Raw genomic sequence first — 24,161 nt, forward strand, 5'->3', positions numbered from 1 at the left:
CGGATAAGCAGGCCGCATGCCCGAGGATTACACCACACTCGCTGCCCTGCTGGCCCATGGCTATGACGATGTCATCGACGTCCGGTCCCCGGCCGAGTTCGCCGAGGATCACGTCCCCGGTGCCATCAACCTGCCCGCCCTGTCGAACGAAGAACGCGCGCGGGTCGGCACGATCTACACGCAAGTGGCGCCTTTCGAAGCGCGCAAGACCGGCGCGGCGCTGGTAGCACGCAACGTGGCACAGCATCTGGAGACCGAACTCGCCGACCGCGATGGTGCCTGGCAGCCGCTGGTCTATTGTTGGCGCGGCGGACAACGGTCGGGCTCGGTCGCGACCATCCTGCGGGCCGTGGGCTGGCGGACCGAGACCGTTTCGGGCGGCTATCAGACCTACCGCAGGCTCGTCCACGCTATGCTCTACGATGTGCCTTTGACGCATCGGGTCATCCTGCTGGACGGCTACACCGGCACGGCCAAGACGGACCTGCTGCACCGCTTGCGGGGTCTCGGCGTCCAGGTTCTGGACCTTGAGGGGCTGGCGGGGCATCGGGGCTCCATCCTCGGTGGGACGGCCGCCGACCAGCCCAGCCAGAAAGCCTTTGAAAGTGCGCTCGCCTGCCGCCTTTTGGATCTCGACCCGGGCCGGCCGGTCGTGTTGGAAGCCGAAAGCAGCAAGATCGGCGACCGCATCATCCCGCCCATCCTTTGGGCGGCCATGAAGGACGCCCCCCGGATCGTGATCGATGCCCCGCTTGCGGCGCGCGCCGCTTACCTGGTCGAGGCCTACGCGGACATCATAGCCCGGAAGAATGATCTGGAAGACCGCCTGAGGGTCCTGACGCGCCATCGCGGCCGGGCGGTGGTGGACGGTTGGCTAGCCCTGCTGGAGGCAGGGAACCACGCGGGTCTTGCCCGCGCGCTGATGCAGGACCACTACGATCCCAGCTACGCCAAGTCGCGCGCGGCGCGCGCCCATCCCGTGCTGGCCGAGGTCGAGGCCCAGAGCCTGACATCAACCGACCGCGATGCGCTCGCCGCGCGGATCGCCGAGGCCGTCAAGTCTGCAGGCTGATGCTGTCGCCCCCGGTCATCCGGCCGATCACGCTGGCAGGATAGCCCGCAGCGCAGAGGGCGGCGCATGTGTCCTCGGCCACTTCCCCGGCAACGGCAGCCAGCAGGCCGCCGCAGGTCTGCGGATCAAACAGCAGGGCCTTCAGCGCACCTTCAGGCCCTTTCACCGGCAAGGAATAGGCAACATTGTCGGCAAAGAGAGTCGAGCGAACCCCGTCCCCGGCCAATTCCAGCGCGCCGGGCAGGACAGGCACCTCGTGCAGCACCGCACCGGTCCCCGAGGCACGGCAGATCGCCGAAAGGTGCCCAGCCAGCCCGAAGCCAGTCACATCCGTCATGGCATGGGCGCAGCGGAGCAGCCGCGACGCCTCGCCCTGCCCCTGGATCATCGTCTCCAAGCAGCTCAGCACATCCGCGCCGCGTGCCTGACCGCGCATGTCTGCCGCAAGGATAGTGCCGGAACCGATGGGCTTGGTCAGGATCAGCGCGTCGCCCGGTCGCGCGCCGCGCACCGTGATCGGCGCGGCTTCGGCCAGCCCGGTGACGGTAAAGCCGATCGTCAGCTCGGCCCCTTGGGTGGTGTGGCCGCCCACGATCACCGCCCCGGCCTGCACCATCACATCCGACGCGGCCGTCGTGATCTCGGCCAGGGTGCGAGCCTGCAGCCCGGGCACCATGCGTGGCAGGATCAGGCTGATGAGCGCCGATTGCGGCGCTGCGCCCATCGCCCAGACATCGCCCAACGCATGAATGGCAGCGATCCGCGCCATCAGGGCCGGGTCCTCTGTCACCGCGCTCAGGTGATCGGTGCTGAGAACCTGCCGTGTGCCGCCCATGGACAGGACTGCGGCATCATCGCCGGGCAGGCTGACCACGTCGTCCCGTCCGGGAGGCGGCAGACCGTCCAGCGCGGTGTCCAGCGCACCGCCGCCCACCTTGGCCCCGCAGCCGGAACAGAGCGGCGCGCGCCCCATCGTCTCGGCCACGCCGCTAGCGGCGCGAGTGGGCGGCTCGGGCACCATGGCGGGCAGATCGCGGAACCGGCGCATGAATTGACGGTCGATCCGGTCCTTCCAGCGCCAGAGAATCCGCCCCCTCCGCGCCGTGCCCAGTTTCTCGGCCAGTGCCGTCTTGCCGCCCAGAGAGATCAGCTTGAGGTAATCCTTTTGTGGCCTGAACCGTCGCAAGGGGCGGCCCGACAAATGGGCAACCAGGTTGTGATGCAACACCGGCGCCTCGCGCACGGCGAAAACTCCGGCCTTGGGGCGCGGGTCGTAGGCCAGATGCGCACAATCCCCCACGGCGAAGACATCGGGCGACGACGTCTGCAAGGTCGGCGTGACCGACAGATAGCCATGGTGGCAGTCCAGCCCTGTCTCGGCCAGCCAGCCCTGCGGCCGTGCTCCGGCCGCGCCCGTTGTGAAATGACTTTCGATCCGGCGACCGTCGGCCAGGTGGACGGCATCAAAGGTCACCTCGACGACATCGGCCCCTTCGACGGCGACGACGCCCTGTTCACCCAACGCTGCCAGCAGCCGGTCACGTGCAGGCGGTGCGAATTCTTCCAGCACCTCGCCGCGATCGATCAGATGCACAGCCGCGTCCCGGTGACCACGTTCATTCAGCGCATGGGCCATGGCCATGGCAAGCTCGGCCCCCGCCACGCCACCACCGATCACGGCGACCTGCGGCGTGGAGGTCCCGGCGCGAAAAGCCTCCCATTGCGCGGCAAAACGGCCAAGCGGCTTGGCGGGGATGCCGTGTTCGGCGAAACCGGGCAGCATCGGCATTTCCGAGGTGATACCGATATCCACCGAGGCGACGTCATAGGCGATGTCGCCGCGTCCATCGACGGTGATGGTCCGGGCCCGGGGGTCCAGCCCGGTCGCGCGCCCGACGACGATCCTCGCCCCGGCGAAGCGGGCCAGTCGCACCAAGTCTATATCAAGGTCGTCACGCCCGTAGTGCCCGGCGACGAAGCCCGGAAGCATCCCCGAATAGGGCGCGGTGGGGCCCGGATTGATGACTGTCAGGCGCACCCCGGGCAGCGGTTCCATGCCCCATTCGCGCAGCACCAGCGCATGGGTGTGGCCGCCCCCGATCAATACAAGGTCGCGTGTCAGTGGCACGGGCTTTTTCATGTGGGTTTCGTAATGAATTTCAGGTCAGGGGGAAAGGGCTTCCGGCCACCTGCGATCACGTTCGCGATCCCTCGATTGCGCATGAACCTGGTGAAAATCCCAATCATTCGTCTGCGCCCGGGTTAGCTATTTGGCAACCCGCTGGGTGCAGAGTCCGGACTTGGGCGTGGTCGGCGGCGATCTCGGCGCCGCCGACCCAATTCCCCGAGACCCTCCGGGCCGATGTGGCCGGGCGGCATAATCAAAAGGGGGGTCGCCTAATCGTCGCGCCGTCCGGTATGGCCGGGAGCATGGCCTCTGTTCCCGGCCATATCGGACCGAAGCACACCCCGGATGCAACCCTCAGGTGTTCTTGCCACCGGCGGACCGGGCGTCGTCTTCCACGGCGCCTCCCCGGTCTTTTCGACGCCCCCCGCGCAGCCAATCCCGCAGCGACTTGATGTCAAGCGCCGCAATGGCCATCCCCAGCGGGATCATCCAGAACCCGAGGATCGGCAGGAACCCGAAGATCCCGCCGACGATCAGCAACAGGCCCAGCACCAGTCGCAGGCCGGGCGGAACTCTCCTGCGCACCTTGACAAGGGACCGCTTCGCCCGGGCTTTCCAATGGTGGCGCATCATGTCCCGTCCAACATGACATTGCCCGGCTTTCCCGACAGCATGGCCCCGAACCCGTCGCGGAACCGGCCGACCGGTAAGCGATGGGTGATGATCGGCCGCACGTCCAGCCCGTTTTCCAGCCTGGCAATCATATTGTACCAGGTCTCGAAGACTGCCCGACTATAGACACCCTTCATGGTGATCGCCTTGGAGACGATCTCGGGCCAATCAATGGACGGCTTGCCCGGCGGGATGCCCGGCAGCGCGATGCGCCCGCCCATGACCAATTCGCCGGGCAGCAAGTCAAAGCCCGCCCTTGTCAGCGCGTCACGCCACTGACGGGCATTTTCGAAAAGCTGCGCACGTCGGTTCTCGCCCTTTTCGACAAGCCCCGGTGCCATGATCCCGGCGGACACCACGGCAGGCGTCAGCAAGTTGAAAAACAGGTAGAGCCGCGCACGCTGGCGCTGCATATCAATCACCGGCCGCGATCCGGCGATGTAGCCGCCGATGGCCCCGTCCAGCGCCTTGCCAGGGGTGCCGTTCATGACATGCGCCCTGATCCCGGAGTGGTCGGTCATCCCCGGACCCTCTGGCCTCATGAAACCTGTCGCGTGGCAATCGTCGATCATCAGAAGCGCCTCGTAGCGATCAGTCAGCGCACGGATCTCTGGCAGCCGGGTTTCTATATCGTCGAGGAATTCCGTCATCGGGTGTTCTCCCTGCGGCGAGGCAAACACGTAAAAGCGGATTCTACCATGCCCGCGCCCGACAGACACGGCCCGGAACACCGCAACGTCAATGTTTGGCCCGATCTGCTTTCGCGGTAGCCTCAAATAGGCACAGAAGGGCCCCATGACCGACGATATAGTTCTGCTTTCGGGCACCCGCACGGCCATCGGCACTTTTGGCGGCGATGCGCGCAGGAATCCTCGAAACCGTTCCCGCGATGAACGTGAACCGGCTGTGCGGGACCGGCGTTCAGGCGGTGGTTTCGGCGGCGCAGTCCCTGATGCTGGGAGATTCCGAATTCGCGGTGGCCGGCGGGGCCGAGTCCATGTCGCGCAGCCCCTTCATCATGCCTGACCAGCGCTGGAGCGCGAAGATGGGCGATGTGAAATCGCTCGACATGAAGCTGGAGGCGCTGACCTGCGCCTTCGGCAGCGGGCATATGGGCGTCACCGCGGAAAACGTGGCCCGCGAACACGGGATCAGCCGCGAGGCGCAGGATGCTCTTGCCCTGGAAAGCCAGCAGCGCGCGGCGAAAGCTGCCAAGGCAGACTACTTTATGCGCGAAATCACACCCGTGACAGTTACGGTCAAGCGGCAAGAGGTGGTTTTCGACACTGACGAGCATCCCAAGCCCAACACGGCCGAGACACTGGCCGGGCTGCGCGCGGTTTTCGAAAAGGACGGCGCGGTGACGGCCGTGCGCACCCCGTTCGACCGAACGGGCCTGACGGCCGAGGATTTCGACGTGATCGAGTCGAGCGAAGCCTTTGCCGCGCAGGCGCTGACGGTTTCACAGGAGCTGTGTCTCGACCCAGCCAAGGTGAACCGCAACGGCGTGGCCATCCGGTTGGCGCCACAGGCGCTATCATCACGGTCAAAGCGCTGCATGAATTGGAACGGACCGGCGACCGCAAGGCGCTCATCACCTCGTGTATCGGCGGCGGTCAGGGCATCCCCTTGGCCCTCGAACGCATCTAGCCTTCGGGCCAGTCCCGTACGAAGGCAGGTTTGTCGTCATCGCTCCGCTCGGGATCATGGCGGTAGCCCCCGTAGTCGAACGCCCTTAGGTCTTGGGGGGCTTCGATCCGGTTCTCCATGATGAACCGTGCCATGGAACCGCGTGCCCGCTTGGCATAGAAACTGACGATCTTCGTCTTGCCGCCCTTGTTTTCCAGGAACATCGGCGTGACCACACGCAGCCCCAGTGCGGACCGGTTGGCGGCGGTGAAATACTCGACACTGGCGCAGTTGACCAGGGTATCTGTGCCCTGTTCCTCGGCCTGCCGGGTCAAGGCCGTGGCAATCTCGTCGCCCCAGTAATCATAGAGGTTCTTGCCGCGCCTTGTCTTGAGACGGCTGCCCATTTCCAGCCGATGCGCCTGGATGGCGTCCAGAGGGCGCAACAGGCCGTAAAGGCCCGACAGGATGCGCAGATGGGCCTGCGCATATCGCAGCGCGTCCTCTGACAGGGTCTTGGCCTCCAACCCTTGGTAGGTGTCTCCGTTGAAGGCGAAGACAGCAGGTTTCACCACGTCCTCGGTCGGCGCGTCCAGGAAGTCGCGATAGCGGTCGCGATTCAGGGTCGCGAGGCCGTCGGAAAGGTGCATCAGGGACTTCAGCTCCTCAAGCGGCAGATTCCGGGCCGTCCGGGCCAGCCGGTTCGCCTCCTCTCGGAAGATCGGCTCGGTCGGCGTGTGGCCTACCGGATCCATGTCGAGGGCCTTGGCGGGGGACAGGACGGTCAGCATTGAAACCTCTTGTTCATCAACTTGGTGCTAAGGATATGTCGCGTGCTGCAAATGGCCAGTCAAACCGCTCAGGCATCGGTGATCACGTCCAGGAAAGCCGCGCCGAAACGGTCGGCGTAACGATCGCCCAGTAGACGCGCCATGGCGCTTTCATCGCGCGGTTTCTGGCGTGCGACACGGGCCAGCAAGGAGGCGGAACAGGACATCGGCTTGTCGGTGCCATCGGGGCCGCGGGACAGATCGGCCTGAACCTCCAGCAAACGGTCATAGAGCGTGCCCTCGTCGCGACCCGCCAGCTTGGCACGGGCGGGGTGCATGCCTTCGGCCTCGCCGTTGATGACCGCCAGGAATGCCGCACCGTAACTCTCCAGCTTCTTGGACCCGATACCCGAAACCCGCGCCATGTCATCCAGCGTGCGCGGCCGTGTCTCGGCCATCTCGACCAGGGTGCGGTCGTTGAAGATGATGTAGGCAGGCACGCCCTGCGCCTCGGCAAGGGCCCGGCGCTTGGCCTTGAGCGCGGAAAGGAGCGGCGCATCCTCTTCGTTGACCATCGCCCGGACCTTGGGGCCGGTCTTGGCCGTCTTGATGGTGTCGCCACGCAGCTCGATTCTTTCCTCGTCGCGCAGGATGGGGCGGGCTCGATCCGTCATGCGCAGGGCGCCGTGGCGGTCGGGGTCGGGGCGCAGCAGGTCATGGCCCATCATCTGCCGGAATATCGCTTGCCACTGCTGGCGGGAATACTCGGTGCCCACGCCATAAGTCGGCAACCGGTCGTGCCCGCGCTGGCGGATCTTGTCGGTGTCGGACCCGAGCAGGATCTCGATCAGGTGCCCCGCGCCAAAGTTTTCACCGGTGCGCAGCGCCGCGGAAAGGGCCATGCGAACAGGCGTTGTTCCGTCAAAGACCTCGGCGGGTTTGTCGCAAAGGTCGCAATTGCCACAGGGCGCGGCCTCTTCCCCGAAATAGGACAGAAGGGTCTGGCGGCGGCAACTCAACGCCTCGGCCAGTCCAAGCAGCGCGTTCAGCCTGCCATGATCGGCGGCACGGCGTTCGGGCGGGGCCAGCCCCTCGTCAATCTGCTGGCGGCGAAAGCCGATATCCTGCGGACCAAAAAGGGTTAGCGTCTCGGCCGGCGCCCCATCGCGGCCAGCGCGGCCGATTTCCTGGTAATAGGCCTCGATCGACTTGGGCAGGTCCACATGGGCGACCCAGCGTATATCCGGCTTGTCGATCCCCATTCCGAAGGCCACCGTCGCGCAGACGATCAACCCGTCGTCCTGCTGGAAGCGTCGCTCGATGGCGCGGCGGTCCTCGGCCTCCATCCCGCCGTGGTAGTGGCAGGCGTTGTGTCCGTCCTCGCGCAGAGCGGCGGCCAGCGTTTCGGTCTTGGCGCGGGTGCCACAATAGGCGATGCCCGACTGTCCCTTTCGGGCCGCGGCAAAGGCCATGACCTGTCGGCGCGGTTGGTCCTTGACGGCAAAGGCGAGGTGGATATTCGGGCGGTCGAAGCCACGCAGAAAGGTCTGCGGTGACTGCCCATCGAACAGCTTCTCGACGATCTCGGCGCGGGTTTCGGCATCGGCCGTCGCGGTGAAGGCGGCCAGCGGCACGTCCAGCGCCCGGCGCAGGTCACCGATGCGCAGGTAGTCGGGGCGGAAATCGTGGCCCCATTGGCTGACGCAATGCGCCTCGTCCACGGCGATCAGGGTTACACCGGCCTGTTTCAGCATCCGTTGCGCCCCGCCCGAGGCCAGTCGTTCGGGCGCCATGTAGAGCAGCTTGCAACTGCCATCCTGAAGCGCGCGGAAGGCGGCGTCGGTCTCATCCTCGGTATTGCCAGAGGTCAGCGCATGGGCGGGAACACCCGCCTCTTGCAACCCGCGCACCTGGTCGCGCATCAGGGCGATCAGCGGCGAGATCACCACAGCCACCCCGTCGCGCACCAGCGCGGGCAATTGGAAACACAGCGACTTGCCCCCGCCGGTGGGCATGATTGCCAAGGTATTGCGGCCCGCGGCAACGGCTTCGACGATTTCCTGCTGACCGGGGCGGAAAGCATCGAAACCAAAAACGTCGCGTAGCAGCGTGGCAGCGCTCATTCAGGGACCTGTCTGTTACCGAGGTGCGATACAGGACAAATCCCATAGCCCGATTCGGGGGGCAAGACCCCCGGAGCGATCCCGCTCAGATAATCAGGATGCGCAGGATCTCGACACCGATCAGGGCCACCAATGGCGACAGGTCGATCCCGGCCATTGACGGGAGAACGCTGCGGATCGGGGCGTATATCGGCTCCATCAGGCGGTTCAGGCCGGACCAGACCTGGTAGACGAAGGGCTGGCGGATGTTGAGCACCTGGAAATTGATCAGCCAGCTCATGATGAAATGCACGATAATGAAGAAACGCACGACGCCGATGAGCAAGAGCGCGATCTGCTGAAAATCATTCATGGTCTGGTCCTTTCGTTCACCGACAAGTAGGCACCGGACGGCACGGGGGCAATCCCCGAGTCGCCCGAAATCACGCTGCGTCACCCTTGACGCTGTGGGCCCCATGCAAGGTAAGTCACACCATGTACCCGTTTCTTCGCTTGTCATGGCAGATGTCCCGTGCCCGCAAGGCCCCGCGCATCGGGCTCTGGGACACCCACGAAAGCAGTCATCTCTGCTGGCCCTGGGACTTGGATATCTGGGCAGAACTCAACAACGGGCGCACCCTGACCCTGTTTGATCTCGGTCGTTTGCCGATGGCCCAGCGCACGGGCATGATCGACCTTTTGAAAGCCCGCAAATGGGGCATGGCCGTCGCGGGTGCCTCGGTCCGGTATCGCCGCCGCGTACATGCCTTTTACAAGCTGACCCAGCGCAGCCGCTGCGTTGGGATCGACGACAAGTTCTTTTACCTGGAACAGGCGATGTGGCGCAGCGACGGCGAATGCGCCAACCATGCGCTGTTCCGGATGGCCGTTACCGGAAAGGATGGCATCGTTACCCCGACCGAGGTGACCACCGCGATGAGAGAGACCAGCCCGCCGCCCGACTTGCCCGGCTGGGTCCGCGACTGGACGAGGGCGGATGCGGAGCGCCCCTGGCCGCCAATGCAGGACTGACGCGAGGCTTGTCAGCTCCTGCCTTTGCCTGTCTTATCCCCCGAAGGCGAGAGGGGCAGTCATGGCAAGCGCATTGCAAAAACGCGTCCGGGGCTGGATGGCCTTCGATTGGGCGACCCAGCCCTTCTACACGTTGGGCCTGACCTTCATCTTCGGCCCTTATTTCGCGACCGTCGCGGCCGAGTTTTTCCTTACCGGGGGCATGACTGAACGCGCCGCAGACGCGCAGGCCCAGTCGCTTTGGTCCATGGGACAAATGCTGGCGGGACTTTTCATCGCCTTCACCGCGCCGGTCTTGGGTGCCTATGCCGACAGCACGGGACGACGTCTTCCATGGCTTATCGCCTTTTCCGCAGTCTTCGTGATCTTCACCTCGCTGCTGTGGTTCATGGTGCCTGACGGGTCGGCGGCGATCTTCTGCCTGGTCGCCTTTTCCATCGCCTTCGTGGCCGCCGAATACGCGCTGGTCTTCACCAATGCGATCCTGCCCAGCCTGGGCGACCATGATGAGATCGGCCGCATCTCGGGCGACGGTGCGGCGATCGGATATTGGGGCGGCGTGGTGGCGCTGCTGGTCTTCCTGCCGTTCTTCTACGAATTCAGCGAGGGCAAGACCCTGCTGGGCCTGTCGCCCGCCTTCGACTTGTTGGACGGCATGGCGCGGGAAGGCACGCGCGCGGTCGGCCCCTTCATCGCCGCATGGTTCATGGTCTTCATGATCCCCTACTGGATGTATGTGCGCGAGGACAACACGCCCAACCGGCAGGGCGGCATGCGTGCTGCCATGCGGGACCTCAAGCAGTCCCTTGCCGGTGTTTTTCATCGCCGGAGCCTGCTGAACTTCCTGGTGTCCTCGATGCTTTACCGCGACGCGCTTAATTCGCTTTATGCCTTCGGGGGGGTCTATGCCGCGCTCGTGCTGGACTGGAGGCTGATGCAGATTGCGGTCTTCGGGATCATCGGAGCGGTGGCCGCCGCGATCTCGACGTCGGTCGCCGGTCGCGCCGACAAGAAGTTCGGCCCGCGCCCCGTGATCCATTTCTGCATCATCACTCTTATGGTTGTGTGCGTCATCATCGTCGGCATGACCCGCGAACAGGTCCTGGGTATCCCGCTTTCACCGGGTAGCCCGGTTCCTGACGTACTGTTCTACATCTGCGGCTCGATCATCGGCGGGGCGGGCGGTGGCATATACTCGGCCAGCCGCTCAATGATGGTGCGCCACACCCATCCCGAGCGCCCGACCGAGGCTTTCGGCCTATTTGCCCTGTCCGGCAAGGCGACCGCCTTTCTGGCTCCCGGCCTGATCGCATTTTTCACTTGGTGGTTCGGTGATGCGCGTCTGGGCTTCACCCCAGTCATCGGCCTTTTCCTCGCGGGCTTCGTTCTGCTACGCTGGGTCGATCCGGATGGAGATCGCGTGAAATGGTCAAGTTCCTCGATACCGGCGCCCTGATCCTGGCTCTTGCCTTGACGGCCGCCTGCCAGAGCGGGGGCGATGGCGGCATGTCATCCGGGGACGGGACAGGCCCGCCCAGCATCTCGACCCAGAACGCGAATGATACTCGCGTCGCCAAGCAGGTCTTCGGCTACCTGCCCGCAGCCTCGACCCAGCCCAGCGCCGCCTATGGCGGGTACGCGCGCGGGTGTCAGGCCGGCGCCGTGCAACTGCAGGAGTCCGGGCCGACATGGCAGGCCATGCGCCTGAGCCGCAATCGCAACTGGGCGCAGCCGGCAACCGTTGACTACGTAACGGACCTGAGCCGGTTCGCCGCCACCCTGCCCGGATGGAAGGGTCTTTATGTCGGCGACATGAGCCAGCCGCGGGGCGGGCCGATGCTGACCGGACACCGCAGCCACCAGTCGGGTCTGGACGCGGATATCTGGATGCTGCCGCCAAACCGGCTCGACCTGACCGCACAGGAACGCGAGAACATCAGCTCCATTTCGATGCGGCGCGAACGCGGGGCCTTCACGAACGACAACTGGAGTGAAGAACACATGCGCCTGCTGCGCGCCGCCGCCAGCGACGACCGGGTCGCACGGATTTTCGTCTTTCCGGGCGCCAAGGTGGCCATGTGCGACTGGGAAAGCGGAGACAGATCATGGCTTCGCAAGATCCGGCCGTGGTGGGGCCATCACTATCATTTCCATGTACGCCTGCGGTGCCCCGAGGGCGAGCGCGCCTGCGAGAACCAGGCCCCGCCCCCGCCAGGCGATGGCTGCAGAGATGCTCAGGTCTGGGTGAACAACATCCTCGATCCGCCCCCGCCGGACCCGGAGGCCACGCCGCGGCCTTCGCGCGGGCCGCTCCGGATGGCAGACCTGCCGGGCCAATGCGCCGCCGTCGCCGCAGACTGAGTTGACAATAGACGCACCGTCCCTGTAAGCGCAGCGCGTCTGGTCGTGCTGGCCGGGCCAAGTCTCCGCGACCTTGACAAAACGGACCAAAATCATGACTCGTCTTCTTCCTGGCATCCTTGCCATGGCCACCGTTGTCGTGGCCTCAAATATCCTCGTTCAATTCCTTCTGCTAGATGGCCTTCTGACCTGGGGTGCCTTTACCTATCCCTTCGCCTTTCTCGTCACGGATATCATGAACCGCGTCTATGGCGCCGGGCCCGCGCGTCGCGTCGTCTTTGCCGGGTTCGTCACAGGCGTGATCTGCTCGCTGATCGGAAGCCAGATCATGTTGCAGGGCGATGGCTTTACCTATGCCGCCGTGCCGCTGCGGGTAGCCGTGGCATCGGGGACAGCGTTCCTTGCCGCGCAACTGCTGGATATCGCCATTTTTTCCCGCCTCCGCGACGGGGCTTGGTGGAAGGCGCCGCTGACCTCGACTGTCATCGGCTCCGCCGTGGACACCGCCCTTTTCTTCACCATCGCCTTCAGCACGGCACTGTCCTTCGGGGCGGTTGCCGATGCGCAGATCGCCTGGGCCCAGGGCGCGGCACCCTTTCTTTTGACCGGTCCGGAAACACCGCTCTGGGTCTCGCTTGCCGTGGCCGACTGGGGGGTCAAGCTGGCCATCGCCTTGGTGGCACTTGTGCCCTTCCGGATCATAGTCGCGCGGCTCGTTCGGCCTGTCACTCAAATGTAGTAATTTTTCCTTTGGCGATCCCCTTATCTTGTGTTTTCCTGACCGCAGGCGAAACAATGAAAGGAGGTGATCCAGTGTCTAGAAAGAGATTGGAGAGAAGTGTCGGGACAGCTTGGAGGTTTGACATCTGAGGCAGCCCTTGGGTGTGCAAAACTTCAGGTGGGCGGCTGGCAGAGCAGTCTAACCGACCCCACCTCCTGAGCTTTCGAAGGGCCGTTCCGTCGCCGGAACGGCCCTTTTACATGACTACCCTGCAAGCGCCCGTGCTGATCAAGAAAATGGCAGGGTTCATCCCGTCCCAACGACCATGTAGAATCTGCCAATGTCGCTTCACATCACCGACCAGATCGCGATCGCCGATTGGGAACTGACCGAGCACTTTGTCCGGTCCTCCGGCCCCGGCGGGCAGAACGTCAACAAGGTGGCGACGGCGGTGGAACTGCGGTTCGAGGCGGCGCGCTCGCCCAACCTGCCCGTGCCGGTCAAGACCCGGCTGCGGCGCCTGGCCGGGCAGCGCTGGACCGGCGAGGGTGCGGTGCTGATCAAGTGCGATGAGACGCGCAGCCAGGCCCGCAACCGTGAAATCGCGCGGGAAAGGCTGGCCGAACTGATCCGCAAGGCGCTGGAACGGCCCAAGCGCCGCATCCAGACCCGCGTGTCGCAAAACCAGAAACGCAAGCGTGTCGACGCAAAGAAGAAGCGGGGCGAGGTCAAGGCACTGCGCGGCGCCGTACGCGACGATTGAGGAAACAGCGAAAGGTTGAGCCATGAAAATCGGAATCGTTGGCGCGGGCATGGTCGGCTCTTCAGCCGCCTTCGCACTGGTCCTGCAGGGCATCGCGAGCGAGATCGTGCTGATCGACCTCGATGAAAAACGCGCCCGGGCCGAGGCCGAGGACATCGCCCATGCCGTCCCCTTCGCCAGTTCCGCCGTGGTGCGCGCGGGTGGCTATGACGACCTGCACGGCGCGGGGGTGGTCATCCTCGCCTGCGGGGTGGGTCAGAAACCGGGCGAGACCCGGCTGCAACTTCTGGGCCGCAATGCCGAGGTGTTCCGCACGGTGGTGGGGCAGGTCCTGCCCGTCGCGCCGGATGCGATCCTGCTGGTGGCCTCGAACCCGGTGGACATCATGGGCCAGATCACCGCGCGGATCGCGGGGCTGGCGCCGGGGCGGGTGATCGGCTCGGGCACGATCCTGGATACCGCGCGGTTCCGCTGGCTGCTGGGGCGGCACCTTGGGATCGCGCCGGGGTCGGTCCATGCTTACGTGCTGGGCGAACACGGCGATTCCGAGGTGCTGGCCTGGTCGAACGCGCGGGCCGGGTCGGTGCCGCTGGGCAGCTTTGCCGCGCAGGTGGGGGCGCCGATCACCGAGGACGTGCGCGCCCATATCGACGCGGGCGTGCGCCGGGCGGCCTACACGATCATCGAGGGCAAGGGCGCCACCTGGTACGGCATCGGCGCGGGACTCGCCCGGATCTGCCGGGCGATCGGCGGGGATGAACAGGCGGTGCTGTCCGTATCGGTGCCGGGCGAGGTGCTGGGCGTGCAGGACGTCGCCCTGTCCCTGCCCCGCGTGGTGGGGGCGGCGGGCGTGACGGCCACGCTCTGGCCCGAGCTGGACGCGGCGGAAACCGAAGGGCTACGGGCCTCGGCAGAGCTGTTGAAGGGGTTGGTGGAGGCGGTTTGAGGGTGTTCTTCTTGCGTGCCGATTCTACCCACGTCGGCCTGTGGATAACTATCATCTCAAGAGTCAAGTATTATGTTGAATTGTCTGCCAGAAAATACTATCGTTGCTTTGAGCCCTGCTTTTGCCGAAGCTTCTAGTGCCACTAGTAGTATATATGTAGGCACTAGCGGGGCTTTCTTTTCACAGCCGTATCGTCGCGCTGATGATCTCTCGGGACAAGCCTCCAGTGCCTGTATGGGTGATTCCAGCGATCGACCGCTCCGAGCGTAGTTCCAGTGCTGGTTCCTACATTAAAATTCGGATAAATGCCTCGGACTCTTTTGTTGATCGCCTTATAGAGTCTCTCCTTTGCGATAGTCCTCTTTCCTCTTCGCCTTGACCCTTCTGGCTTAGCAAGATGAAGGTCATTCAAGCGAAAGTGCATTGCACCTAGAATTATATCTAAACCCTGCAAAATTGAATGAGTCTTCGAGTCAATTTGCGCAATGGCTTCAACAGGAATGCTAACATTCCGACCTTCGAAGTTTTTCGTAGCCGAAATACTGGCTAGCTTATCTCTAAAAACAGAGAACTTCTCTCTTGAATGTGGAACTTCGTCCAAAAGGAGCTCAAAATATACCCTGTCAAGAGCATTTGGGTTGCAATATTGAATTCCAAATGCATGCTTAATCATCTGATAGTAAAGCAAAAAATAACCAAGATCCAACTGTTCAGCTGTAAGCTTAGTTGGCCGATACATGTTTTGAGTAAACATAACACGGACTTTGACCCTACCTGTCTCAACAAAATCAAAATAGAAGTTTATAAACTCAATGTATTTATCAAGATAGTTTTCCGTTACTCGTGTCCACTTAAGTTCCTGATGTAAGTTTAGCTCTTCTTTCTTTGAACGCAGCGCATCTTCAATTCCTTCTCGATCCTGAGTAAGAACTAAAGCCCCACCATAAAAATTGGAAAAATATTTTCCTTTTTTGAGGATTCATCACAGAATATTGTGTATCTTCTCTTCGCCATAAGCTTACTATATCTGCCAAATCTTTGGCGGCAAGAAGCTAAACCACAACCTCCAACCGCTCCTGCTCCCCTACCCCAAACACGCGCTTATACCGTTCGATCTCGTCAACCGGGCCCATGGCCTTATTGGGGTTGTCCGAGAGTTTTACCGTGGGCCGCCCGTTGGCCTCGACCGCCTTGCAGACCAGGCTGAACGGGGCGAGGCCGTTGTCGGGGGCGAGGCCCTTGAAATCGTTGGTCAGCATGGTGCCCCAACCGAATGACACCTTCACCCGGCCCGCGAATTGCTTGTGCAGCTTCACGATCTTTTCGGCGTCCAGCCCGTCCGAGAAGATGATCAGCTTGTCCGTCGGATCCTCGCCGCGCGATTTCCACCAGTCGATGGCGATCTCGGCCCCCGCGGCCGGGTCACCTGAATCGATGCGGATGCCCGTCCAGCCCGCCAACCAGTCGGGCGCGTTATCAAGAAAGCCCTTGGTGCCATAGGTGTCGGGCAGGATGATGCGCAGGTTGCCGGAATGCTCTTCGTGCCAGTCCGACAGCACGTCATAGGGGGCGCGGGCCAGCGCGGCGTCATCCTCGGCCAGCGCGGAATAGACCATGGGCAGTTCATGGGCATTTGTGCCGATCGCCTCGAGGTCGCGGTTCTTGGCGATCAGGCAGTTGGAGGTGCCGGTGAACCCGTCGCCCAGCCCCTCTTGCATGGCCTGCACCGCCCAATCCTGCCACAGGAAGGAATGGCGGCGGCGGGTGCCGAAATCGGCGACCTTCAGGCCCTCGAGCGGTTGCAGCGTCTCGATCTTGTGCCAGAGCTTGGTCATGGCACGGGCATAGAGCACCTGAAGTTCGAAGCGTTTCATCTCGCCCAGAACGGCCCGGCCGCGCAGTTCCATCAGCACCGCCAGCGCGGGGATTTCCCAGAGCATGACCTCGGGCCAGGCGCCTTCGAAGGTCAGTTCGTACTGTCCATCGCGCTTTTCGAGGGTGTAGGGCGGCAGGCGCAGGGCCTCGAACCAGTCCATGAATTCGGGCGTGAACATCTGGCGCTTGCCGTAAAAGGTGTTGCCGCGCATCCAGGTGCTTTCGCCCCGGGTCAGCGACAGCGAGCGGATATGGTCGAGCTGTTCGCGTAGCTCACCCTCGTCGATGAGTTCGGCCAGGCGGATGTCCGTGCTGCGGTTGATCAGCGAAAATGTGACCCGCGTGTCGGGCTTGTTGCGAAACACCGACTGGCACATCAGCAGCTTGTAGAAATCTGTATCGATCAGGGACCGGACGATCGGGTCGATCTTCCACTTGTGGTTCCATACGCGGGTGGCGATGTCGACCATGGTCGTCCTTTCTGTCGCGTCTGCGGGCGCAGTCTTGCGTTTTTTGCGCGGCCGTGGCAAGCAAGCGGGCTTTCACGTCGGTCGCGTGGGCACCAGTCGAGCGGTTGGATATTGGAGGCCATATGCGACACATCCTTACCCGGGTTCGATCCCGGGTGCCTCTGACCGATCGGGCCGCCCATTGGCTGCGATTCGTGACGCGACATGGACGCCTCCCGGACCGGAACCGTCCCCTGATCAACGATCTGATCTACGACCAGATGACGAGCGGCCGAAATCGCGATCCCTTGGTGCAAATGACCACGGACAAGGAATACGTGAAGGCCCATATCGACGCCGTACTCGGCCCCGGTCACACAATCCCCACGCTTGCAATCCTGCGCAATGCGGCCGAGATCGACGCCCATGTCTTTACACCGGGGACTTTCGTCAAGCCGACCCACATGTCGAGCAAGGTCGCGCGGGCCGAGGCGGTCGACCGGGCAGCGTTGAAATCATGGCTTCAGCGCAATTTCTACTATCGCAAGCGCGAGCATCAGTACCGATACCTGGCCCCCAAGATCATCGTGGAACCACTTGTCTTCGATGGCGCGCCGTTCCGTGAATTCAAGTTCTACGTTTTGCGCGGCAAGGCGCGGCTTGGCTTTGAGATCAAGGATACGGCCGAAGGAAGACAATACCTGAAATTCGACAGGAGCCTGGCAGTGACGCCTTACGATGCCCGGCTGCCCGCCCCCGAACGCCTTGACCCGCCATCCTGCCTCGAGGCGATGTGGGACGCGTCGGAACGGCTCGGCGTGCCGTTCCATTTCGTCCGGGTCGACATGATGACCGATGGGGATCGGTTTGTCGTCAACGAGCTTACCCATTCCGAAGGCGCCGGCCGCTATCGCTACCGGAGCCGAAAGCGCCCTTACCTTGCCTGTGAGCACGAGATCTCGGGGACTGTTTTCGGAAAAGAGGATTAGCGCAGGCGGACACCCGCTGCGGTCATCCCTTCGACAGCCGCATTCAAAGATCCATCGAGGTCGATCGCGCGGCAGAGGTTCTGGCGCAAGGTCACGGAAAAACCCAGTCCGGCTGCGTCCTTGGCGGACCAGTTGACGCAGAAATCCGTGGCCAGCCCGACCATGGTGAGGGTGTCGATGCCACGGGTGCGCAGGTAGCCCTCCAGCCCCGTGGGAGTCTGGTGGTCATTCTCGAAGAAGGCCGAGTAGCTGTCCAGCGCCGGATTGAACCCCTTGCGGATGATCAGGTCGGCGCGGTCGGTGTCCAGGTCCGGGTGGAAGGCCGCGCCCTGCGTGCCCTGGATGCAGTGATCAGGCCACAGAACCTGCGGGCCATATGGCATGTCCATCATGCTCATTGGCGCGGCGCCATGGCTGGAAGCAAAAGAGGAATGCCCCGCCGGGTGCCAGTCCTGCGTCAGGATCACGGCATCGAAATCAGCCATCAGCGCGTTGATCCCGCACACGATCTCATCGCCTTCGTGCACGGCCAGCGCGCCGCCAGGGCAGAAATCATTTTGCACGTCGATCACGACAAGGGCATGGGTCATGGGACCTCCTTTCCTGATGAGACCGAGATTAATGCTGAGGCGCGGCATTGAAAACCCGGAACCGGCCCGCCGACGTCGCCGCAGGCATTGATGCGTGTCAAGGCAAGTCCCCGGCGACAGGCCCAATCTGGTGTAAAGCAAAAAGGAGGCACTGGGATGAAACTGCTTGTCGGCTACGCAACCACCGAAGGGCAATCGCGCAAGATCGCGCGCCATGTGGCAGATCGCCTGGCCGATGCGGGACATATGGTCGAGCTTCTGTCTCTGACCGATGGCGAAGGGCTGGCTCTTGACCGTTTTGATCGGGCGGTGCTGGTTGCCTCGATCCATGCCGGGCAGTATCGCAAGGAGTTGACCAGTTTCGCTCAGGACAATGCCCTTTGGCTGCGCCGGCAACCGGTGCTGTTCCTGTCGGTCTCGCTTGCCGCCGCCGGACACGAGTCCGAGGACTGGCGCGGCCTGGACCGGATCGTTGAAGATTTCGCGGAGGTCACGGGCTGGACCCCCGACCGTGCCGAACAGGTCGCCGGCGCTTACCGACCGTCGGAATACGACCTTTTCAAGCGCTTCATCATGCGCCGGATCATCGCCACCAAGGACCCTGGCGCCGATCTGGACACCGACAGGGAATATACCGACTGGCCTGCCCTGGACGCGCTGGTGGATGACTGGATCGTCGGCTGAGCTTGCGGGCGCCCCGACCCGGTCGTATGTGACCGGGATGTATACAGTCGCCGCACTCTACCGCTTCACCCCATTTGATGACCCGGCAGCCCTGCAGGCGCCGCTGCGCGCACTGTGCCGGGCAACCGGCACCACGGGCACTCTGCTACTCGCCCGCGAGGGGATCAACGGAACCATCGCGGGCAGCCGCGAGGGGATTGATCGAGTGCTGGCCCATATCCGCACCCTGCCCGGCTGTGCCAGTCTGACGTGCAAGGAAAGCACTGCCGCCGAACAGCCCTTCGCCCGGATGAAGGTGCGGATCAAGCGAGAGATCGTCACCATGGGCCAGCCCGACGTGGATCCCCGCGCGGCCGTCGGCCGCTACGTGGACCCCGCCGACTGGAACGACCTGGTTTCTGCACCCGATGTTGCCGTGATCGACACCCGTAACGACTACGAGGTGACTATCGGCACGTTCGACGGGGCAATTGACCCGGAAACCGCCTCATTCCGCGACTTCCCGGCCTGGTGGAACAAGAACAAGGACAGGTTCCACAACAAGCGGATCGCGATGTTCTGCACCGGCGGCATCCGGTGCGAGAAGTCCACCAATTTCCTGATCGGCCAGGGGGTTGAAGAAGTCTATCACCTCAAGGGTGGCATCCTGAAATACCTCGAAGAGGTGCCCGAGGAGGAAAGCCTCTGGCACGGCTCATGCTTCGTGTTCGACGGACGGGTGAGCGTCGATCATGGGCTGAAGGAGGGGCGGCATGTGCTGTGCCATGCCTGCCGCCGACCGCTTCTGCCAGAGGATCGCGTTCGCCCGCAGTATGAATCGGGCGTGTCCTGCCATCACTGCATCGAGGAAACCGGCGCCGACGACAAGGCTCGCTTCCGCGAGCGCCAGAAGCAGATCGCGCTTGCCCGCGCAAGGGGTGTGCAGCATCTGGGAACTGACCGTAGCGGCGACGCGGGCTAATTTTCCCAACATGGATTTGTCACTCGAAACCCGCGACGGCCTTCCCGAGGCCCTCAAGGTGTTGCTGCGCGAGCACCCGAGAGAGGCTTGGGAAGCGGACCCACAGTTCAACGGGCTGATCGCTTTCTGGCTGGATCGGCACATGATGTTCCGAAAGCTTGGCGGGTTGTTACAGCAGGAATGCGAAACCCTGCTGGACAGAAAATCAGACCCGCACCGCTTTGCCCGGGCCGTGGGACAATACGGCGGGATGTTCGTGAACCAGTTGCATGGCCATCATCAGATCGAGGATCATCACTATTTCCCGGTTCTGGCCAGGCGCGACACGCGGATTGAAAAGGGTTTCGACCTGTTGGACGTTGACCACCACGCGCTCGACGGGCACCTGAACCGCTTCGTGAGCTCGGCCAATAACGCCATTCAGGGCGCAAACGGACCCGACCCCCGCACCGCAGCCTCCTGTTTCCTTGAAGCCGCGCAGGACATGGATCGTCTGTTGCGGCGTCACCTGGACGACGAGGAGGACTTGATTGTGCCCGTAATCTTGAAATACGGCACCGAGGGTCTTGGATAATCGAGGGGATTGCGGTCATCTGGCCCTCAAGGAGAACCCGATGATTACAGATGCCCAACTGGCGGAGATCCGCAGCCGTTTCGCCCATATCGACACCTGCCCCTTCGAGGGCCCCCGGATCTTTTTCGAAAACGCCGGTGGAGCGCTGACGCTCAACAGCGTGGTCGAGACTTCGGCCCGCTTCGCCGCGATCCCCGACAACCAGGGCCGCGCCAACGGGGCCGCGCGAGCGCTGATGGATATCATAGCGCGCGCCAAGGCGGCGGGGGCAGAGTTCTTCAACGCGCCCGACGGACAGGTGATCGTGGGCGAAAGCGGCACAGAGCTTCTGTTCCGGTTGGTGCGAACGGCCGTGACCCGGCAGGCGCGCGGCGTGGTGCTAGGGTCGACCGTGGAACACCCGGCGTCCCGATCCGCTGCCGCCCATTGGGCGGATGTGATGAACCTGGAACACCGGCTGGTGCCCCATGACGACACGCTGGGCCTGGTCACGCCCGACGCCTATGCCGCCGCGATGACACCGGACGTAACCGTCGCGACGATCCTGCACACCTCGCCGGTCACGGGCATGGGAATGGACCTGCCCAGCATCGCCCGCGCCATCCGCAACGTGGCCCCCGACGCCCTCATCATCGTGGACGGTATCCAGCACGCCTGCCACGGTGGGATCGACGTGGCGGCGGCGGACGTCGATGGCTACGTGATCTCGCCCTACAAGGTGTTCTCTCGCCACGGCTACGGAGTGGCCTGGGTGGGCGACCGGCTCACCGGCCTCGGGCCGGAGCAACTGCACGGTGGCCCCCAGCGCAACTGGGAACTGGGCACCCGGGATACCGGCGCCTATGCGACCTTTTCGGACGTGGTGGACTATTTCGACTGGCTGGGCGGGCAGGTGGGCGGCGCCGAGACCCGACGCGGCAGGATCGAGGACGCAGGACGAGCGATCCGGGCCCATGAAAAATGCCTGACCGACGCGATGCTGCACGGCACCGGCAACCTGAAGGGGCTGGCCGAATTGCCCGGCGTGCAGGTGATCGGCGGTATCGACAATCCCGCCCGCGAGGGGCTTGTCTGTTTCTGGGCTGATGCCCTGCTCGCGCCGGATATCGTCGAGCGGCTGAACGCGGAAGGCATCCGCACTCATACCCGCAAGGCCGACCATTACAGCGGCAACATCCTTGACCCGCTGGGTCAGGACGCCGCCGTGCGGGTCAGCATGTGCCACTACAATTCCGAGGCCGAGGTGGCGCGGTTCCTGTCAGTGATGGCCGGTATCCTCGAATGACAAGGGGGCAGCCGCTTGGCTGCCCCCTATTTTTGACAATCGAATCATGGCCCGCCCAATGGCGCGCCGATCAGAAATCCAGGTTTTCGACGCTCAGCGCATTCTGCTGAATGAATTCCCGGCGCGGTTCGACCATGTCGCCCATCAACTTGGTGAACAGGTCGTCCGCCTCGATCATGTCGTCCACCTTGACCTGCAACAGCGTCCGGGCATCCGGGTCCAGCGTGGTTTCCCACAGCTGGTCGTCGTTCATTTCGCCCAGTCCCTTGTAGCGTTGCAGGGTCAGGCCGCGCTCGCCCTCCTCCAAGATCGCCCGCAGCAGGTCCAGTGGACCATATATCGCCTGGTGCCGGTCCTTGCGGTGCAGTTCGGCCGGACGGTCATAAACTTCTTGCAGGGCCTTGGTAAAGCTGCCGGTCTTGCGGGCCTCTCCCGAACGCAGCATCGGGCCGTCCAGGGTGCGTACCTCTTCGACGCCGCGCAGGATTCGAGCCAGTCGGATGCCATGATCCTGGGTAATGCGGCCCCGCCAGCCGCGTTCGTATTCCAGTGCGATCTTGTCCAGCCGCGCGGCGACCTTGTCAGCCACCGCCTGCAGATCCGCGTCCACCGCGCCAGGCACGAAGGCGCCGGCGATGGCCGCCTGTTCCAGGATGTTGCGCGGGTAATGCGTGGGAAACGCCTCGAGCACACGGCGCAGCTGGCGCGCCTCTTCCACAACCCGCTTGAGGTCCTGGCCGGTGATCTCCTCGCCGGTGCCAAGCCGCAGCATGGCGCCTTCGGTGCCCTGTTCGATCAGGTAATCGTCCAACGCGGGCTGGTCCTTGAGGTAGACCTCGGACTTGCCGCGACTGACCTTGAACAGCGGCGGCTGCGCGATGTAGAGATAACCGCCCTCGATGATCTCGGGCATCTGCCGGAAGAAGAAGGTCAGCAGAAGCGTTCGGATATGGGCGCCGTCCACGTCCGCGTCTGTCATGATGATTATCTTGTGATAGCGCAGCTTGCTGATGTCGAATTCATCGCGTCCGATGCCGGTGCCCAACGCCATGACCAGGTTGCCGATCTCCTGACTGCCCAGCATCCGGTCAAAGCGGGCACGTTCCACATTCAGGATCTTGCCGCGCAGGGGCAGGATGGCCTGCGCACGACGGTCCCGCCCGGTCTGGGCCGACCCGCCGGCGCTGTCGCCCTCGACCAAGAACAATTCCGTCTTCGACGGATCCTTTTCCGAACAATCCTTGAGCTTTCCAGCCAGGAAATTCACATCCATCGCCGTCTTGCGACGCGTGAGGTCACGCGCCTTGCGCGCGGCTTCCCGCGCCAGTGCCGCCTCGATGATCTTGCCGACGATCATCTTGGCTTCGTTCGGGTTTTCCTCGAACCATTCGGACAGTTTCTCGCCCACCAGGTTCTCCACCGCCGGACGCACCTCTGAACTGACCAGCTTGTCCTTGGTCTGGCTGCTGAATTTCGGGTCCGGCACCTTGACGGACAGGACACAGGTCAGCCCCTCGCGGGCGTCGTCACCGGTGAAATTGACCTTTTCTTTCTTTGCGATGCCGCTGTCCTGGGCATACTTGGAAATTGTCCGCGTCAACGCACCGCGGAAACCGGCCATGTGGCTGCCGCCATCGCGCTGCGGGATGTTATTGGTGAAGGGCAGCACGGTTTCGTGGTAGCTGTCGTTCCACCACATCGCAACCTCGATGCCGATGTCGTCGCGTTCGCCGCGCACGTAGATCGGTTCGGGCATCATGGCGGATTTCGACCGGTCGAGGTACTTGACGAATTCCTTGACGCCACCCTCGTAGAACAGCTCGGACTTCAGCGGCTCGGCAGGGCGCGCGTCCTCGAGGATGATGCGCACGCCGGAATTGAGGAAGGCCAGTTCGCGAAGGCGCTTTTCCAACGTCTCGAAGCTGTAGTCGAGGTTCGAGAAGGTCTCCGTCGAGGCGAGGAACCGCACCTCCGTGCCGGTCTCGCCCGCCGCCTCACCGATGACCTCCAGGTGGTCGGTGGTATCCCCGTGGGCGAAGCGGGCCCTGTGCACTTTGCAATTGCGCCAGACCGTCAGTTCCAGCCAGTCGGACAGGGCGTTCACCACCGAGACACCGACGCCGTGCAAACCGCCCGAAACCTTGTAGGAATTGCTGTCGAATTTCCCGCCCGCATGCAACTGGGTCATGATGACCTCGGCGGCCGAAACGCCCTCTTCCTCGTGCAGTTCAACTGGCACGCCGCGGCCATTGTCGCGCACCGATACGCTGGAATCCGCATGGATCTTCACGTGGACATAGTCGGCATGACCGGCCAGCGCCTCGTCGATGCCGTTGTCCACAACCTCGTAGACCATGTGGTGCAGGCCCGAGCCGTCGTCGGTATCCCCAATATACATGCCGGGACGTTTGCGGACCGCCTCCAACCCTTTGAGAACCTTTATGGATTCTGCGCCATATTCATACGGCAGCTGCTGCTCTTCGGCCATTTCGGACCCTTTGTATCATTCCTGCAATCTTATACGGGATCGGCTGGGGATTGTCACGTCGATGCGGCCC

20 protein-coding genes and 2 pseudogenes are annotated in these 24,161 nt (G+C 63.3%); 13 read left to right on the top strand and 9 right to left on the bottom strand.

Features of this window, described 5'->3' with window-relative positions; all coding sequences use genetic code 11:
- The first annotated feature begins 16 nt into the window (after positions 1-16).
- Positions 17-1,072 (top strand): tRNA 2-selenouridine(34) synthase MnmH, encoded by a 1,056-nt coding sequence (mnmH, locus tag VJ897_RS00195; protein WP_324052131.1) that lies wholly within the window; start codon positions 17-19, stop codon positions 1,070-1,072.
- Here the strand turns inward: mnmH and VJ897_RS00200 are convergent.
- The 3 genes and pseudogenes from VJ897_RS00200 to VJ897_RS00210 form a co-directional block, all read right to left on the bottom strand.
- A complete protein-coding gene (locus tag VJ897_RS00200; protein WP_324052133.1) occupies positions 1,056-3,212 on the bottom strand; it encodes a slr1591 family oxidoreductase in 2,157 nt (718 codons plus the stop codon). The two genes, mnmH and VJ897_RS00200, sit on opposite strands and share 17 nt — an antisense overlap.
- A 342-nt stretch (positions 3,213-3,554) precedes the next feature.
- A complete protein-coding gene (locus tag VJ897_RS00205) occupies positions 3,555-3,785 on the bottom strand; it encodes a hypothetical protein (RefSeq protein WP_324052134.1) in 231 nt (76 codons plus the stop codon).
- A 44-nt stretch (positions 3,786-3,829) separates the two neighbouring features.
- Positions 3,830-4,510, bottom strand: a pseudogene (locus VJ897_RS00210) (aminotransferase class I/II-fold pyridoxal phosphate-dependent enzyme); the annotation flags it as partial.
- Between the two features lie 209 nt (positions 4,511-4,719).
- Here VJ897_RS00210 and VJ897_RS00215 point away from each other — a divergent pair.
- Positions 4,720-5,522: pseudogene (locus VJ897_RS00215) on the top strand (thiolase family protein); the annotation flags it as partial.
- On the opposite strand, the gene yaaA reads toward VJ897_RS00215, so the two are convergent.
- The 3 genes from yaaA to VJ897_RS00230 all read right to left on the bottom strand — a co-directional run bounded on the left by yaaA (position 5,519) and on the right by VJ897_RS00230 (position 8,746).
- Positions 5,519-6,292 (bottom strand): peroxide stress protein YaaA, encoded by a 774-nt coding sequence (yaaA, locus tag VJ897_RS00220; RefSeq protein WP_324052136.1) that lies wholly within the window; start codon positions 6,290-6,292, stop codon positions 5,519-5,521. The pseudogene VJ897_RS00215 and the gene yaaA sit on opposite strands and share 4 nt — an antisense overlap.
- A 68-nt stretch (positions 6,293-6,360) precedes the next feature.
- Positions 6,361-8,394 (bottom strand): DNA helicase RecQ, encoded by a 2,034-nt coding sequence (recQ, locus tag VJ897_RS00225; protein ID WP_324052138.1) that lies wholly within the window; start codon positions 8,392-8,394, stop codon positions 6,361-6,363.
- Positions 8,395-8,479: 85 nt separating this feature from the next.
- Positions 8,480-8,746 (bottom strand): YggT family protein, encoded by a 267-nt coding sequence (locus tag VJ897_RS00230; protein WP_324052139.1) that lies wholly within the window; start codon positions 8,744-8,746, stop codon positions 8,480-8,482.
- Between the two features lie 122 nt (positions 8,747-8,868).
- On the opposite strand from VJ897_RS00230, the gene VJ897_RS00235 reads away from it, so the two are divergent.
- From VJ897_RS00235 to VJ897_RS00260, 6 genes are all read left to right on the top strand, one after another.
- Complete coding sequence (locus VJ897_RS00235) at positions 8,869-9,405, top strand: acyl-CoA thioesterase (protein ID WP_324052141.1); 537 nt, start codon at positions 8,869-8,871, stop codon at positions 9,403-9,405.
- A gap of 61 nt (positions 9,406-9,466) precedes the next feature.
- Positions 9,467-10,861, top strand: a complete 1,395-nt coding sequence (locus tag VJ897_RS00240; RefSeq protein WP_324052143.1) for an MFS transporter — start codon at positions 9,467-9,469, stop codon at positions 10,859-10,861.
- The gene (gene mepA / locus VJ897_RS00245) at positions 10,831-11,766 is read left to right on the top strand and encodes a penicillin-insensitive murein endopeptidase (protein WP_324052145.1); all 936 of its coding nucleotides are present in this window, start codon (positions 10,831-10,833) and stop codon (positions 11,764-11,766) included. Before VJ897_RS00240 ends, mepA begins: the two co-directional genes overlap by 31 nt.
- A gap of 94 nt (positions 11,767-11,860) precedes the next feature.
- Positions 11,861-12,505 (top strand): queuosine precursor transporter, encoded by a 645-nt coding sequence (locus VJ897_RS00250; protein ID WP_324052146.1) that lies wholly within the window; start codon positions 11,861-11,863, stop codon positions 12,503-12,505.
- Positions 12,506-12,827: 322 nt separating this feature from the next.
- A complete protein-coding gene (gene arfB / locus VJ897_RS00255; protein WP_324052147.1) occupies positions 12,828-13,250 on the top strand; it encodes an alternative ribosome rescue aminoacyl-tRNA hydrolase ArfB in 423 nt (140 codons plus the stop codon).
- A gap of 22 nt (positions 13,251-13,272) precedes the next feature.
- Entirely contained in the window at positions 13,273-14,196 is a 924-nt protein-coding gene (locus VJ897_RS00260) for an L-lactate dehydrogenase (RefSeq protein WP_324052148.1), read from the top strand.
- Between the two features lie 1,052 nt (positions 14,197-15,248).
- Here VJ897_RS00260 and pncB read toward each other — a convergent pair.
- The gene (gene pncB / locus VJ897_RS00265; protein ID WP_324052150.1) at positions 15,249-16,541 is read right to left on the bottom strand and encodes a nicotinate phosphoribosyltransferase; all 1,293 of its coding nucleotides are present in this window, start codon (positions 16,539-16,541) and stop codon (positions 15,249-15,251) included.
- Positions 16,542-16,837: 296 nt separating this feature from the next.
- Here pncB and VJ897_RS00270 point away from each other — a divergent pair, with 296 nt between their 5' ends.
- On the top strand, positions 16,838-17,509 hold the full coding sequence (locus VJ897_RS00270; protein WP_414706636.1) for an ATP-grasp fold amidoligase family protein: 672 nt from the start codon (positions 16,838-16,840) through the stop codon (positions 17,507-17,509).
- Here VJ897_RS00270 and pncA read toward each other — a convergent pair.
- Complete coding sequence (gene pncA, locus VJ897_RS00275) at positions 17,506-18,099, bottom strand: bifunctional nicotinamidase/pyrazinamidase (protein ID WP_324052152.1); 594 nt, start codon at positions 18,097-18,099, stop codon at positions 17,506-17,508. The genes VJ897_RS00270 and pncA overlap by 4 nt on opposite strands.
- 156 nt (positions 18,100-18,255) lie before the next feature.
- Between pncA and VJ897_RS00280 the strand changes: the two genes are divergently transcribed.
- From VJ897_RS00280 to VJ897_RS00295, 4 genes are read left to right on the top strand one after another with little or no spacing between them, the layout of a single operon-like run.
- Complete coding sequence (locus VJ897_RS00280) at positions 18,256-18,783, top strand: flavodoxin domain-containing protein (protein WP_324052154.1); 528 nt, start codon at positions 18,256-18,258, stop codon at positions 18,781-18,783.
- 37 nt (positions 18,784-18,820) lie between these two features.
- A complete protein-coding gene (gene trhO / locus VJ897_RS00285) occupies positions 18,821-19,744 on the top strand; it encodes an oxygen-dependent tRNA uridine(34) hydroxylase TrhO (protein ID WP_324052155.1) in 924 nt (307 codons plus the stop codon).
- 10 nt (positions 19,745-19,754) lie between these two features.
- Positions 19,755-20,318, top strand: coding sequence for a hemerythrin domain-containing protein (locus VJ897_RS00290; protein ID WP_324052156.1), 564 nt, complete (start codon positions 19,755-19,757; stop codon positions 20,316-20,318).
- A gap of 40 nt (positions 20,319-20,358) precedes the next feature.
- Positions 20,359-21,603, top strand: coding sequence for an aminotransferase class V-fold PLP-dependent enzyme (locus VJ897_RS00295; protein WP_324052157.1), 1,245 nt, complete (start codon positions 20,359-20,361; stop codon positions 21,601-21,603).
- A 70-nt stretch (positions 21,604-21,673) separates the two neighbouring features.
- On the opposite strand, the gene gyrB is transcribed toward VJ897_RS00295, so the two are convergent.
- Positions 21,674-24,091, bottom strand: coding sequence for a DNA topoisomerase (ATP-hydrolyzing) subunit B (gyrB, locus tag VJ897_RS00300; protein ID WP_324052158.1), 2,418 nt, complete (start codon positions 24,089-24,091; stop codon positions 21,674-21,676).
- Positions 24,092-24,161 lie beyond the last annotated feature (70 nt).

This window comes from Salibaculum sp. (assembly GCF_035270045.1).
In the GTDB taxonomy this organism is placed as follows: Bacteria; Pseudomonadota; Alphaproteobacteria; order Rhodobacterales; family Rhodobacteraceae; genus Salibaculum.

Excerpts from the sequence above, each read along its gene's own strand:
- mnmH (WP_324052131.1), top strand. The coding sequence starts at position 17 with ATGCCCGAGGATTACACCACACTCGCTGCCCTGCTGGCCCATGGCTAT.
- VJ897_RS00200 (WP_324052133.1), bottom strand. The coding sequence starts at position 3,212 with ATGAAAAAGCCCGTGCCACTGACACGCGACCTTGTATTGATCGGGGGC.
- yaaA (WP_324052136.1), bottom strand. The coding sequence starts at position 6,292 with ATGCTGACCGTCCTGTCCCCCGCCAAGGCCCTCGACATGGATCCGGTA.
- recQ (WP_324052138.1), bottom strand. The coding sequence starts at position 8,394 with ATGAGCGCTGCCACGCTGCTACGCGACGTTTTTGGTTTCGATGCTTTC.
- VJ897_RS00230 (WP_324052139.1), bottom strand. The coding sequence starts at position 8,746 with ATGAATGATTTTCAGCAGATCGCGCTCTTGCTCATCGGCGTCGTGCGT.
- VJ897_RS00235 (WP_324052141.1), top strand. The coding sequence starts at position 8,869 with ATGTACCCGTTTCTTCGCTTGTCATGGCAGATGTCCCGTGCCCGCAAG.
- VJ897_RS00240 (WP_324052143.1), top strand. The coding sequence starts at position 9,467 with ATGGCAAGCGCATTGCAAAAACGCGTCCGGGGCTGGATGGCCTTCGAT.
- mepA (WP_324052145.1), top strand. The coding sequence starts at position 10,831 with ATGGTCAAGTTCCTCGATACCGGCGCCCTGATCCTGGCTCTTGCCTTG.
- VJ897_RS00250 (WP_324052146.1), top strand. The coding sequence starts at position 11,861 with ATGACTCGTCTTCTTCCTGGCATCCTTGCCATGGCCACCGTTGTCGTG.
- arfB (WP_324052147.1), top strand. The coding sequence starts at position 12,828 with ATGTCGCTTCACATCACCGACCAGATCGCGATCGCCGATTGGGAACTG.
- VJ897_RS00260 (WP_324052148.1), top strand. The coding sequence starts at position 13,273 with ATGAAAATCGGAATCGTTGGCGCGGGCATGGTCGGCTCTTCAGCCGCC.
- pncB (WP_324052150.1), bottom strand. The coding sequence starts at position 16,541 with ATGGTCGACATCGCCACCCGCGTATGGAACCACAAGTGGAAGATCGAC.
- VJ897_RS00270 (WP_414706636.1), top strand. The coding sequence starts at position 16,838 with ATGACCACGGACAAGGAATACGTGAAGGCCCATATCGACGCCGTACTC.
- pncA (WP_324052152.1), bottom strand. The coding sequence starts at position 18,099 with ATGACCCATGCCCTTGTCGTGATCGACGTGCAAAATGATTTCTGCCCT.
- VJ897_RS00280 (WP_324052154.1), top strand. The coding sequence starts at position 18,256 with ATGAAACTGCTTGTCGGCTACGCAACCACCGAAGGGCAATCGCGCAAG.
- trhO (WP_324052155.1), top strand. The coding sequence starts at position 18,821 with ATGTATACAGTCGCCGCACTCTACCGCTTCACCCCATTTGATGACCCG.
- VJ897_RS00290 (WP_324052156.1), top strand. The coding sequence starts at position 19,755 with ATGGATTTGTCACTCGAAACCCGCGACGGCCTTCCCGAGGCCCTCAAG.
- VJ897_RS00295 (WP_324052157.1), top strand. The coding sequence starts at position 20,359 with ATGATTACAGATGCCCAACTGGCGGAGATCCGCAGCCGTTTCGCCCAT.
- gyrB (WP_324052158.1), bottom strand. The coding sequence starts at position 24,091 with ATGGCCGAAGAGCAGCAGCTGCCGTATGAATATGGCGCAGAATCCATA.